Source organism: Blautia sp. HCP3S3_D9, assembly GCF_052063845.1.
Taxonomy (GTDB): Bacteria; Bacillota; Clostridia; order Lachnospirales; family Lachnospiraceae; genus Blautia_A.
The window spans coordinates 1-12,436 of record NZ_JBQHWS010000104.1; the positions used below are offsets into that span (position 1 = coordinate 1).

Consider the following 12,436-nt stretch of genomic DNA (forward strand, 5'->3'; position numbering starts at 1 on the left):
CCCGCCTTAATTCAGATGCTCTGGTAACTCAGTTACCGAGTAATTCACTAATCAGTATTATCATACAGTATTTTGGCTATTTAATCAGAAATGGCTGAAGTGTCTGTATCGTATATTCATGCAGAGCTTCTTTTTTGCTCCTGTCAATCTGCAGATAGTGAGCATAAAGTACATCCAGAACCAGCAGAATAGGAAACTGTGGGGAAATGATATTTCCATATTCCAGATGTTCCATGCTTGCGAAGATGAGCGTTTCATCGCAGAAGTCCTGATAGGATTTGTCCTGTCTTGCGGTCATAAGAAGTGTATAAGCTCCGTGCTGATGTGCAGCCTTCAGAGAAGAGATAATATCATCCGTCTGTCCGCTGACACTGATACCGATGACCAGACAGTTCTCATCCAGAATAACAGAATTCACCTTCATAATATGACTGTCTGTAACTGCTTCGATATTCAGTCCGATACGCATGAAACGAAGCTTCATCTCCTGAGCTACGAGACCGGAACTGCCTCTGCCGTAGACATAAACACGAGGTTTGGAAACCAGCAGATTTGTGATCCGTGCGATCTGTGCTTTGTCCAGCAGAGCGTTGGATTTATTCAGAAGTTCCTGATAAGTATTAAATTCCGATACTTCGAAATTCGGGATGTTCTCTTCGGGACCCGGAGTCAGGCTCTGTTTGTATTCATAAATAAACTCCCGGTATCCGTGAAATCCGCATTTCTGGGCGAAACGTGAAAGGGAAGCCTCCGACACATACAGAAGTCCTGAAATATTTTTGGAAGAGAAATCCTGTTCTTCTGTATTGTGGATAAAGAAATCAGCGATCGTTCTCTCCAGAGGAGTAAATGTATGATAATAAGATTCAATCAAAGGGATGATCTTACGCTTATTTAATGACATGCGGAATCAGTCCTTTCTGTAGTATGCAAATATTGCTGTTTATTTGTTACTGGACCCGGAGGGGACAGTAACGTTTGTCTCGTTTTCGGCGATAAAAATAATCCTGAAATTACTATATCATCACATAATTTTTTTCTCAAGGAGAAATGTAAATATTTTCAAAAAAAACAATAGTAAAGAAAGTAATTTCAATCCTGTTGGTAAAACAAATCCGTTGAAGAGAATAAAATGATAAAAATTGAAAGAAGATTCTAAAGATAACACTTTCGTTGAAAATAGAATCAGAGCGAATTATAATGAATCCATAACAAATCGGAAGTGTCAGATGACACGCAAAAGAGGAGAAAAACTATGATCATTTATGTAGGTAAAGATTATCAGGACGTAAGCAGAAAAGCAGCTAATATCATGTCTGCCCAGATTATTATGAAACCAAACGCAGTTCTCGGACTGGCAACAGGATCTACACCGATCGGATTATATAAACAGCTTATCGAGTGGTACAACAAAGGTGACCTTGATTTCTCACAGATCACATCTGTAAACCTGGATGAGTATAAAGGACTTTCCGGTGACAACGACCAGAGCTACCGTTATTTCATGAACACAAACCTATTCGATCATGTAAATATTGACAAAACAAGAACTTATGTGCCAAACGGACTGGAAGAAGACAGCGACAAAGCATGTGCAGATTATAATGAGATCATCCGCAGTGTAGGTGGAATTGATATCCAGCTTCTGGGAATCGGCGGAAACGGACATATTGGTTTCAATGAACCCGGAGAAGCTTTTGAGAAGGAAACTCATTGTGTAGACCTTACAGAAAGCACTATCAAGGCAAATGCAAGATTCTTTGAAAGCATGGATGAAGTTCCGAAACAGGCATACACCATGGGAATCAAGAACATTATGGCTGCTAAGAAAATCCTCCTTGTAGCAACAGGAAGTGCCAAAGCAGACGCTCTGTACAAATCCCTGTACGGACCGATCACACCAAACGTACCGGCATCTATCCTTCAGCTTCATCAGGATGTAACTGTAGTAGCAGATGAAGATGCTTTAAGTCTTATTAAAGAAAAAGGACTTTTGTAATTTTTGCTCCTGTGAGATAATGACAATATATGGCTGCACCGGGCAGATACCTGTTTCTGAAATAAACAGCAACTGCCCTAACAGCAGGAATTCAGGGAGAAAAGAGGCAAAAATCACATGATTATAAAGAATGGAAAAGTTTTTCAGGAAGATGGAAGTTATAAAGTAACAGACCTGTATATAGAAGAAGGCAGGATCGTGGCTTCTGCGGAAGAAGTGACAGATAAAACGGAGCTGGATGCATCAGGACTGAAGATTTTACCTGGTCTGGTAGATATCCACAGTCATGGTGCAGTCAGACATGATTTCTCAGATGCAGATGTTGAAGGGTTAAGAACAATCCTTCAGTATGAAAAGTCTCAGGGAATCACATCCTACTGTCCGACATCCATGACACTTCCGAAAGAAGAACTGCTTAAGATTTTCCAGACAGCAAAGGATGTAAAGCAGGATGAAACCTATGCCCGTATTGTAGGTATCAATATGGAAGGACCTTTTCTTGATCCTGCGAAAAAGGGAGCACATGTAGAAGGCTACATCCGTAAACCGGACGTTGAATTTTTCAGAGCATGTAATGAAGCGGCAGGTGGACTGATCAAACTAGTAACTCTTGCACCAAATATGGAAGGCTCTGAGGAATTTATCCGAGAGTTACATAACGAAGTAGTTATTTCCATTGGACATACAGCAGCAGATTATAACTGCGCGGCAGAAGCAATGAAAGAGGGAGCGCTTCATGTAACTCATCTTTATAATGCCATGAATCCTATGGGACACAGAGAGCCAGGCGTGATCGGTGCTGTGGCAGACAATCAGGACTGTATGGTGGAACTGATCGGAGATGGAATCCATATTCATCCAACAACTGTACGCAATACTTTCCGCCTGTTTGGAGACAGCAGAGTCATCCTTATCAGTGACTCCATGATGGCAACAGGTATGGAGAACGGACTGTATGAGCTAGGCGGTCAGGAAGTAACGATGAAAGACAGAAAAGCAACTCTGGCAGACGGTACGATCGCCGGTTCAGCAACCTGCCTTTTTGACTGTATGAAGTGTGTTATCTCCATGGGTGTATCGGAGAGAGATGCAATCCTGGCAGCAACAGCAAATCCGGCAAGAAGCATTGGAATTTATGATGAAGTCGGATCCCTTACCCTTGGAAAACGGGCAGACATTGTATTGACAGATGAAGAACTGAATATTGTTAAGGTTCTGTAGAAAGCAAGGAGAAAGACTATGACGAAAAAAGAGATTTTAGATGCGATCCATGGAAAAATGATCATTTCCTGCCAGGCTGTAGAAGGTGAGCCATTATATGTAGAAGAGAAATCTATTATGTATCTGATGGCCCGTGCAGCGAAACAGGCGGGTACACCTGCAATCCGTACAAGCAGTATTCGTGACGTTATTGCCATCAAAGAAGAAACCGGACTTCCGGTGATCGGTCTTGTAAAGATCCAGTATCCTGGATATGAAGGTTATATCACACCTACTATGAAAGAAGTAGATGATCTGGTAGCAGCAGGATCTGATGTTGTGGCTCTGGACTGTACACTCCGTAAACGTGGTGACGGTACAACGGTCAATGAGTTTATCGCACAGATCAAAGAGAAATATCCGGACATTATCCTTATGGCAGATATTTCCAATTATGAAGAAGGTATCAACGCATGGAAATGCGGCGTAGATATCGTTGGAACTACAATGAGCGGTTATACAGCTTATACGTCTAAGAAAGATGAACCGGATTACGAACTGATGGAAAGACTGGCAAAGGATACAGACATTCCGGTTATCGGAGAAGGTAAGATTCATTATCCGGATCAGGCTGTCAAAGCACTTCAGACAGGGGCATGGGCGATCGTAGTAGGCGGAGCGATCACACGTCCGCTGGAGATCGCACAGAGATTCCAGAAGGCAATCGAAGCAAGTAAATAGAATGGGAACAAAAAAGGGATGTGTCGATTGGACATCCCTTTTTTAAAATCATAATAGCTTATTTGTAATAGCCTGTGCTGTTGCAGAACGGGCTGCGGATCTGATCTCAGGCTTCTGGCAGCAGAATCCATAGAACAGACAGTCAATGATAAACAGCTGACCGACTTTAGCAGCAACGGATCCGGATTGCAGAGGACTTTCATTGCATCCGCACTGGAGAACAACCGTTGCAAATTCTGCACCTGCAGATTTCGGGAAATGTGTGATCAGGATCACAGGAACGCCTCGCTGTGAAGCAATATTCAACGTATCGCACATATCCTTGGTAGAACCCGAGTAGGAGAAGAAAAGGATCGCATCCTCTGAATCTGCCAGAGAGATTGCACTGGCCTGCATATGAGAGTCACTGATATGTATGAAATTAGGGGCAGCAGTTGAGAAACGTGCCCATGCTTCCATTGCCATAACCATACTTCCGCCCTGCCCGAAACAGTAAACCCTGCGGGCTTTGGAAAGAATAGAAACTGCTCTGGTCATACTTTCTTCGTCAAAGAGTTCATAACTCTCATTAAGAGAAAGGATATTGGCGGCATGTACCTTTGCACCGATCGTTGCAATGGAATCTTCGGAAGATACAGGTTCAGCAGAGTTGCCGGAATCTCCTAAGTCAGTGGTGCGGTCTGCCTGAGCTAATGCAAGTTTAAATGCATTATAACCGGAAAGGCCAAGGCCACGGCAGAAACGGGTGATAGTAGCTTCGGATACATCGCAGTTTTCAGCAAGGGAAGTGATTGACAAATATTGAGTCTCTGCTGTATGGGAAAATACATAATCTGCCAGCTTCTTTCCGGATTTGGTAAGGGAATGATATTGTTCTGTGATAGAGTCAAGAATATTATCTGCCATAAAGAAACCTCCGTTAGAATCTGTTTGATATCAGGATTGCGGGAGTGTAGCATAGCAATCCGTGGATATCAAGTCAGGGACAAAATATTTTTGACCCTGATATCCTTATAAATATTATAAAACAACTTGTGGCCTTATGCAAGATGAGATAAAAATAATTATCAATAATATATAAAAATGAAAATATATTTCAAAAAAAGAACCAAAGGAGGAAATGAAAATGATCTACACTGAAATCAAACACATAACCCGATACAAAGGTCTGGGAGAACATCTGGACAAACTGATCGACTATCTGACCAGCCATTCTCTGGAAGAATTAAAGAACGGACGAAATGAAGTAGATGGGGATTATGCGTATATCAACTGCTTCGAATATGAGACTCTGCCGGAAGAAGAGACTATCTTTGAAGCTCATGAGAAATATGCAGACATCCATATGATGATCTCCGGAAAAGAAAAAATGGGAGTCAGCGATGTGTCAGTACTGACGATCACTAAAGAAGACAAAGAAGCCGACTATGTACTTGGAAACGGTCCTACAGAAAATTACGTTACCTTAAAACCAGGTGCAGCCCTGATCGTATTCCCGGAAGATGCACATAAGGTCAAAATCATGGCAGATGGTGGTGCGGAACATGTAAGAAAAGCAGTAGGAAAAGTGCTGGTAAAATAGCAGAATAAGAAAGCTGGTATAAAACTGAAAGAAAGAAAACCGGATTCTGAGAAGCCTTATGGTCTGACAGAATCCGGTTTTCTTTTATATATAAGTGTGAAAAGCGTTAAGAAAAATGACAGAAATTATTTTTGGTCTGAAAGATCAGACATTTCAAGTTTTTGGGCTGCGAGATGATAAGCACCTAAAAGTCCGGCGGAATTTCCAAGCTTTGCACTGGAAATCTGCACGTGAGAAAAACTGGACATTACCATTTGCGGAATGCGTACATTGATCTGCTCCAGAATATATGGCTGAACCATGATACCGCCGCCAAGAACAATGCAGGAAGGGTTAAAGATATGGATCAGGGTAGTAAGTCCAAGCACGATCTCATCAATCCATTTATTTACAACTGCCTTAATCTCCGGACGCTCAAGATTTGCAAAAATCTGCCGTCCATTGGTAAGGGAAGGATCAATCTCAGAAACCATTTTTACTAATGCAGTAGCAGAAGCATAACGTTCATAACATCCGTCAAAAGGATCAGTACCGGAAAGCTTTTCTTCTGCATGAGTGATAACTGCTCCAAATTCTCCGGCAGAGAAAGAAGAACCATGATAAACCTGCTCATTTTCTATAATAGCGCCGCCGACACCGGTTCCATAAGTGAGACAGAGAAAAGATTTCCTGCCAGGATTATGATATTTATAGGAAAAAAATTGAGCTGAGAAAACTAATTTCACTTAACATATTTTAGAGATGTTGATACTTAATAATGCTTGGTTAAAAGGTATTGTAAAAATGAAAAGAACAGCAATGCCTGGATAGGAGGATACAGATAATGAAGAAACATATTATATGCTTTGGAGATTCCAATACACATGGATACTGTGCCATGAATGATGGCCGTTTTGATGAAAATGAAAGATGGACCTGTCTGTTGCAGAAATCTCTGGGAGAGGACTACCTGATTCTGGAAGAGGGCCTTTCCGGCAGAACGACCTGCCTCAGAGATCCTGTTTTTGAGGGCCTTTCCGGACTGGATTATCTTTATCCATGTCTTATGAGTCATGAACCGGTAGGTCTGCTTGTGATTATGTTGGGAACAAATGATACAAAAGAACGCTTCAGCGCAGGCGCACCGGCTATCGGTCTGGGAATGATCCGTCTGGTAAAGAAAGCTATTGCAACAACAGACTGCTGGAGAGATGGCAAATCGCAGATCCTGATTGTAACACCGCAGAATATCGGCAAGGAATATGAACATTCAAATGTAGCCGGAACGATGGGAAAAGGATGTGCAGAGAAATCTCAGGGACTGGCAGCAGAGTATAAACGCATCGCAGGACAATTTGGATGTTATTATCTGGATGCCAATGAAGTGGTGAAAGCAGCCCCGAATGATATCGATCATATGCACCTGACTGCACAGGGACATAAGGAACTGGCAGAGGCACTGGATAAAAAGATCAGAGAGATTTTTGAACAGCAGTAAAGTACAGTTTACAAGGGACTACACAGGGTAGGTATCTGACGGGAGGGGTGCCGCCAGTCAGATTTTCCATGTGATGTTCAAGCTGTCGCTTGTGGCGGCTATGGTGGTGATCATCAAATCCACCACACGCCGCTTGTCATCAAAAGATACATTCTCCCAGGTATCGAGGTAGCCGGAAATCTGGCTGACCTGTTCCGGGCTGATGGCCTCCACAGTCAACTCCGCTATCCTTGCCAGAAGTTCCTGCTTGCGCCCGTCCAGTTCCGCTATCTTCACATTCACATAGGAGAACAGGACATTGTTTGCCCCCGTCAGACTGTCCACCAGCTTTTCAATCTCGCTGTCTACATGGGCAAGTTCCACTTGCAGGGCGGTGATTTTCGGGTTTGCCTTTGCCGCTTTCTTTTTTCCTGTCAGCGTCTTGTAGCTTGCCAGCTTCTTTACCATCTGCTGATAAACAACCGCTTCCAGTTCCGAAGTGATGATTTTCCCACAGCCAGGACAGCTTTTATTGTCCAGCCGTTTCGTGCAGCGGAGATACTGTTTGCCGGAGGGATTGTAGATACTCATAAGAGCATACCCGCAATTCCCGCACTTGATTTTTCCTGCCAGCCATGTGTGGGTGGCTTTCCGGGCAGACTGGATTTTCATGTTATTCATCAGCTTCTTGCGGCAGGTCAGCCAGGTGTCGGAGGGGACGATACCCTCATGGGGAGCCAGTACCAGCATTTGGTCTTTTAAGTCGTTTTTCTTGCTGGCCTTTACATCTCGCCCTTGATACAGATAGCAGCCGTTCATGCCCGTAAAATCGGCAACGTCATTGACAATGACTGTACCTTGACTTTTGAAAAATTCGTACACATCAAGGTCTGCCTGCACATAGACAGGATTGCGTAACATCTGCGCCAGCGTGGGGCGTATCAGCTCTTTGCCATGGAACAAAATCCCCTGTTCGGCAAAGTACCGGGTAATGTCCCCGTAGGAAGTTGTGGGCTGGGCGTACATCTCAAACATCAGCCGGATATTGGCCGCTTCCTCCGGGTTTACCACCAGCTTCTTTGTGTTGATACCGTCCATCTTGATAGGCTCCGTATGGAAGCCGTAAGGGGCTTTCCCGCCCATCTTAAAGCCCCGCTGACTGCGGGAGTAGTAAGCGTCCGTTACCCGCTTCTGTATCGTTTCCCGTTCAAGCTGGGCGAACACGATACAGATATTCAGCATGGCCCGTCCCATCGGCGTGGAGGTATCAAACTTTTCCGTAGAGGACACAAACTCCACATTGTACTGCTGGAACAGCTCCATCATGTTGGCAAAGTCCAGAATGGAACGGCTGATACGGTCGAGCTTGTAAACCACGACCTTTGCAATCAAGCCCCGCTTGATGTCCCGCACCAGTTCTTGAAACTTCGGACGGTCTGTGTTCTTGCCGCTGTACCCTTTGTCTGTGTATTCCTTGCAGTTACCGCCTTTCAACTCGTATTTGCAAAATTCAATCTGGCTTTCAATGGAAATGCTGTCCTTTTTGTCTACCGATTGTCTTGCATAGATTGCGTCTATCCGATTGTTCATATTGTCGCTCCTTTTCTTAAAAAAGAAACGGAGCTGCTGACAGTTCTATTATACCGCCAGCAGCCCCGCAAATCAATGATGGGTTTGGAAAACCTTATGTCCCGGCTTCCTCACTCTCCCGCTTGTCGGCGTACTTGCGGAACACCTCATAAAGCTGCTGTTCCAGTTCCCGGCGTTTGGCTGCTTCCTGTTCCGGCGTGAACACCGGGGAGAGATTTTCCAGTGTGATTTCCTTTCCCTGAAAAGTCACGATTTCGATTTCCTTTTTGTATCTGATATTACTTATAAGATCACCTTTCCTTTCCATGCTGCCGCTGTTGCCGTTTCAGTTCCGCTAAAATCTCCGGCGGGATACGGTCAACCAGCCGCCGCATATCGTCCAGTTCGCTTTTTAACTTCGCCCGTTCCATCGTGTCATTCATCTTGCCTTTTTCGCTGGCCTTTGCCCTGACTTCCAGCTTTTCATTTTCCGCTAACAAGTCATTGATTGTGACCTTGTATTTTTTCAGTTGCCCGGAGAAGTTCTCCATCTGCGGAAACCACTTTTTCAGCATGGAGAGGGCTTCCTCTTTCTTCTTTCCGGCGTTCAGCGGGGTAATGCCGGAGAGAACCGCTTCAATGGCCCTCGCCTGTTTGGAGAGGTTGACCGCCTGTTTGAACAGCCGGGTGGGGATATGCTTCCGGCCCGTCTTGCTGGCGCTTTCCCCACGCTCCAGGTCGGGGTACTGCTCCACCATACAGGCGTGAAAATCGTCCTGCCACTTCGTCAGATTGGCCCGGTTGCCGATAATTTCTTTGGCGCACAGGCGGTTGTCCTTTGTCAGCGGCACAAAGACCAAGTGCAGATGGGGCGTTTTTTCATCCATGTGTACCATAGCCGAAACGATGTTCTCCCGGCCCACCCGGTCAATGAGGAAGTCCGCCGCCCTCTGGAAGTAGGCCGCTATCTCCTTTGGGGACTTGCCCTTGAAAAACTCCGGGCTGGCGGTAATCAGCGTGTCCACAAACCGAGTGCTGTCCTTGCGGGTGCGGCATCTGGCCTGCTCGATGCGGCTCTGAATGAAATGGTAGTAGCGGCCATCCGGCTTGACGATGTGGAAATTGTACTTGCTCCGGCTGGTGTCAATGTCCGGGTTGCTGGCGTACTGCTCCTTTTTCCGTTCATGGTGGGCTTCCAGCGGCCCCGCCGGGTGGCCCTTGTGCTTCTCAAATCGCAAAATTGCGTGTTGTGCCATTGAACTCCTTTCCCCATTCCATTCCTTTCCGGCGGGTTTTCCCGCCGAAAATATCTCTGATAGGATTGGAATGGAATGAATGTAAATAGATGGTTTTAATCTCTGTATTTCTATATACCGTCAGATTTCCGTACTTCAAGAGGATTGATTTTCGTACTCGCCAAGTACGGTTTTCAGCCCTCCGGCGTACCATAACCGGATTTCTTGAAGTCGGTGTTTGGAACCGCTTCATAGGATTTCGGGTAAATGCGGTTGGGTTTTCCACAGCCCTGTTTCTGGATTTCCACCAGCCCCGCATACTGCAACTCCCGCAGGGTGTTGACCGCTTTCTGCCGCCCGCAGCGGAGCAAAGCGACCACCTCGCAGATGGGGTAGTACAGGTAGACCCGCCCGTACTCGTCCGCCCAGCCGTTCTTCCGGGACAACTCCGCCCGGCGCAGGACAAAGGCATACAGCACCTTCGCTTCGTTGCTCAAGGGCTGGAATGTGGGTGCTTCAAAAAGGAAATTGGGGAGCCGGGTGAAACTGAACGCCTTTTCCGGCTGGTGAATATAAATCGTGTTTGTCATAGCGTGTTTTGTGGACGGTTAGAGGCCCGTTTTCCGGGGCGAATGATAAATGATACCAGCCGCCCCGGTTGAGGGCTTGCGGAGCCTTGCAAATCAAGGCTTTTCCCGCTCTTAACTGTCCACAGCAGACCTCCTTTTCCGTTCACTTTCTGTTTTCTGCCGCCTGTGAACTCTGGCGGCGCAGTCCGGGCAGTATTTGCCCCGGTTGGACTTCGGGACGAACACACCGCCGCACTCCGCACAGCGTTTCAAGTCCCTGTCCCGGTAAATCTCCGCTTCCAGCGTCCTGTCCAGCGGCAAGACCGCCCAGCGGAACCACTTGCAGCAGACGGAGAACGAAATCATCTGCGGACAGGCGCAGGTGTCGCCATCGTCCAGCGCAAGGCAGTTTCCGTCCTCGCAGTTGCAGCACTCCCGGCGTATCAGGCCGCTGGCTCGTCTCTTCTGGGGCGGGGTTATGCGGTAGGGGGAGCCGTCCGGCCTGTGTTCCAGCGGCGGCAGGTGTTGATAGGGTCTTTTGCTCATGCGTCCCTCCGTTTTCTTTGGCGTGTTCTGTTTCCAAGGTGCTTGTCCATCGATGAACTATCCCAAGTCTACACCTTTTTGACCGCCTGTGCCGTATATCCAAGAGGTAGGAAATCAGCCTGAAAAACTCCCTATTTCCACGCTCTCGGATTTGTGATATAATCAAAAAAAGATAAAAGACAAATTCAGGTTTCTGGTCTTCTTGCACAAAATAAAGGAGGAGCTATTATGCAAATTGTTTATATTCCAAGCGAATCAATGTCTGTTCAAGGTAAAAAAGATGAAATCTATAAAAGATATGGGAAAGACTGGAATATTAGAGAACAGGGAGGAGGTAACGGAAATTGGTTGTTGACCAGAAAAAGTGATGTGCTTGTAGATGGAAAAAGTTATCGTACTTTTGTACTTGAACACTACGGTAAATCCAAGCTGACAGCGAAGCTTGTTGATAAATTTCGTGAAGATGTAGCAAATGGTAAAATAAAACTGTAAATGCCTATGCCGTTATGCTATGAGCATAGTACATAGCATAACGGCTTCTCTTTCGTTGAGCTAGCAAGGAGGGTGAATATGTCTTTATCCATACAAGAGCGATTAAAAGACCTACGTGTGGAGCGTGGCTTGACGCTGGGGCAGCTTGCGGAGCAGACCGGGCTTTCCAAGTCTGCGCTGGGCAGTTACGAAACGGAAGACTTCAAGGACATCAGCCACTATGCCCTTATCCGGCTGGCGAAGTTTTACGGTGTGACCGCTGATTATCTGCTGGGGCTGTCTGAAATGAAAAATCACCCAAACGCCGATCTTGCAGACCTGCGTTTGAGTGATGAAATGATTGACCTGCTGAAAAGCGGGAGGATAGACAATACCCTGCTGTGTGAGCTGGCGGCGCACCCGGATTTCCCCCGGCTGATGGCTGACCTTGAAATCTATGTGAACGGAACGGCACTGAAACAGGCGCAGGGTGCAAACGCCATAGTGGACACGATGAGCGCAACTGTTATAAAAAAGCATAATCCTGGCATGAGTGATACGCAGTTAAGACAGCTTATCACCGCCCATATTGATGAGGACGAGTTTTGCCGCTATGTGATACAACGGGACATAAACGGGATTGCCCTTGCTCTGCGGGAAACACACAAGGACGATTTTTTCAGCGTCCCAGAGGATAACCCGCTAAAAGAAATGCTGGAAACTGCTGGTGAAATCGTCAGCCAGGACAGCGACACGGAACAAGCGTACTTGGCGTTTATCTGCAAACGGCTCAAGCTGAATTTTAGGAAGCTGTCAGTAGAAGAACGGAAGTGGCTGAAAAAGATTGCGGAAAAATCCGACTTGCTGAAGAATCCAAAACCGCAGAGAGGACGAAGATAAAAAATGCCTGAACGGCGGTTCTGGTTTTTCAGAACCACCATCCAGGCATTTTGTTTAGTAATAGAAAAAGGTGCAGTTGATTATTGCGTATTGTGAATCTCTCTCAAACCGGGTAGTAAAAATACGGCAAGCGCAACGATGATAATGCCAATTCCGCAAATGACAAAC

15 protein-coding genes are annotated in these 12,436 nt (G+C 45.9%); 7 read left to right on the forward strand and 8 right to left on the reverse strand.

What is annotated here, in order from left to right; all coding sequences use genetic code 11:
* Positions 1-76 precede the first annotated feature (76 nt).
* Positions 77-904 carry a MurR/RpiR family transcriptional regulator gene (locus tag ACTNES_RS15705; protein ID WP_441040072.1) on the reverse strand — a complete coding sequence of 276 codons (828 nt, stop codon included), beginning with the start codon at positions 902-904 and terminating at the stop codon, positions 77-79.
* A gap of 351 nt (positions 905-1,255) precedes the next feature.
* Between ACTNES_RS15705 and nagB the strand changes: the two genes are divergently transcribed.
* The 3 genes from nagB to ACTNES_RS15720 all read left to right on the forward strand — a co-directional run bounded on the left by nagB (position 1,256) and on the right by ACTNES_RS15720 (position 3,940).
* Positions 1,256-1,999, forward strand: a complete 744-nt coding sequence (nagB, locus tag ACTNES_RS15710) for a glucosamine-6-phosphate deaminase (protein ID WP_441040074.1) — start codon at positions 1,256-1,258, stop codon at positions 1,997-1,999.
* A 117-nt stretch (positions 2,000-2,116) separates the two neighbouring features.
* Positions 2,117-3,220 (forward strand): N-acetylglucosamine-6-phosphate deacetylase, encoded by a 1,104-nt coding sequence (gene nagA / locus ACTNES_RS15715; RefSeq protein WP_441040076.1) that lies wholly within the window; start codon positions 2,117-2,119, stop codon positions 3,218-3,220.
* 18 nt (positions 3,221-3,238) lie between these two features.
* Positions 3,239-3,940: an N-acetylmannosamine-6-phosphate 2-epimerase gene (locus tag ACTNES_RS15720; RefSeq protein WP_291804166.1), complete on the forward strand. Its 702-nt coding sequence runs from the start codon at positions 3,239-3,241 to the stop codon at positions 3,938-3,940.
* Between the two features lie 48 nt (positions 3,941-3,988).
* Here ACTNES_RS15720 and ACTNES_RS15725 read toward each other — a convergent pair whose 3' ends face one another.
* Entirely contained in the window at positions 3,989-4,846 is an 858-nt protein-coding gene (locus tag ACTNES_RS15725) for a MurR/RpiR family transcriptional regulator (protein ID WP_291804163.1), read from the reverse strand.
* A gap of 220 nt (positions 4,847-5,066) precedes the next feature.
* On the opposite strand from ACTNES_RS15725, the gene ACTNES_RS15730 reads away from it, so the two are divergent.
* Complete coding sequence (locus ACTNES_RS15730) at positions 5,067-5,522, forward strand: YhcH/YjgK/YiaL family protein (RefSeq protein ID WP_441040077.1); 456 nt, start codon at positions 5,067-5,069, stop codon at positions 5,520-5,522.
* Between the two features lie 125 nt (positions 5,523-5,647).
* On the opposite strand, the gene ACTNES_RS15735 is transcribed toward ACTNES_RS15730, so the two are convergent.
* Positions 5,648-6,247, reverse strand: a complete 600-nt coding sequence (locus ACTNES_RS15735) for an ROK family protein (protein WP_291817242.1) — start codon at positions 6,245-6,247, stop codon at positions 5,648-5,650.
* Between the two features lie 98 nt (positions 6,248-6,345).
* Between ACTNES_RS15735 and ACTNES_RS15740 the strand changes: the two genes are divergently transcribed.
* Positions 6,346-6,999, forward strand: a complete 654-nt coding sequence (locus ACTNES_RS15740; protein ID WP_441040078.1) for a GDSL-type esterase/lipase family protein — start codon at positions 6,346-6,348, stop codon at positions 6,997-6,999.
* Positions 7,000-7,056: 57 nt separating this feature from the next.
* On the opposite strand, the gene ACTNES_RS15745 is transcribed toward ACTNES_RS15740, so the two are convergent.
* The 5 genes from ACTNES_RS15745 to ACTNES_RS15765 all read right to left on the reverse strand — a co-directional run bounded on the left by ACTNES_RS15745 (position 7,057) and on the right by ACTNES_RS15765 (position 10,897).
* Positions 7,057-8,568 carry a recombinase family protein gene (locus tag ACTNES_RS15745; RefSeq protein ID WP_002575864.1) on the reverse strand — a complete coding sequence of 504 codons (1,512 nt, stop codon included), beginning with the start codon at positions 8,566-8,568 and terminating at the stop codon, positions 7,057-7,059.
* A gap of 94 nt (positions 8,569-8,662) precedes the next feature.
* Entirely contained in the window at positions 8,663-8,818 is a 156-nt protein-coding gene (locus tag ACTNES_RS15750; protein WP_002575863.1) for a hypothetical protein, read from the reverse strand.
* A gap of 40 nt (positions 8,819-8,858) precedes the next feature.
* On the reverse strand, positions 8,859-9,803 hold the full coding sequence (mobV, locus tag ACTNES_RS15755; RefSeq protein WP_002575862.1) for a MobV family relaxase: 945 nt from the start codon (positions 9,801-9,803) through the stop codon (positions 8,859-8,861).
* Positions 9,804-9,976: 173 nt separating this feature from the next.
* Positions 9,977-10,372, reverse strand: a complete 396-nt coding sequence (locus tag ACTNES_RS15760) for a replication initiator protein A (RefSeq protein WP_002575861.1) — start codon at positions 10,370-10,372, stop codon at positions 9,977-9,979.
* Positions 10,373-10,483: 111 nt separating this feature from the next.
* Complete coding sequence (locus tag ACTNES_RS15765) at positions 10,484-10,897, reverse strand: cysteine-rich VLP domain-containing protein (RefSeq protein WP_002575860.1); 414 nt, start codon at positions 10,895-10,897, stop codon at positions 10,484-10,486.
* 228 nt (positions 10,898-11,125) lie between these two features.
* Between ACTNES_RS15765 and ACTNES_RS15770 the strand changes: the two genes are divergently transcribed.
* Both ACTNES_RS15770 and ACTNES_RS15775 read left to right on the forward strand, forming a co-directional pair.
* A complete protein-coding gene (locus ACTNES_RS15770; protein ID WP_002575859.1) occupies positions 11,126-11,389 on the forward strand; it encodes a hypothetical protein in 264 nt (87 codons plus the stop codon).
* 78 nt (positions 11,390-11,467) lie between these two features.
* Positions 11,468-12,268: a helix-turn-helix domain-containing protein gene (locus ACTNES_RS15775; protein ID WP_002575858.1), complete on the forward strand. Its 801-nt coding sequence runs from the start codon at positions 11,468-11,470 to the stop codon at positions 12,266-12,268.
* Positions 12,269-12,436 lie beyond the last annotated feature (168 nt).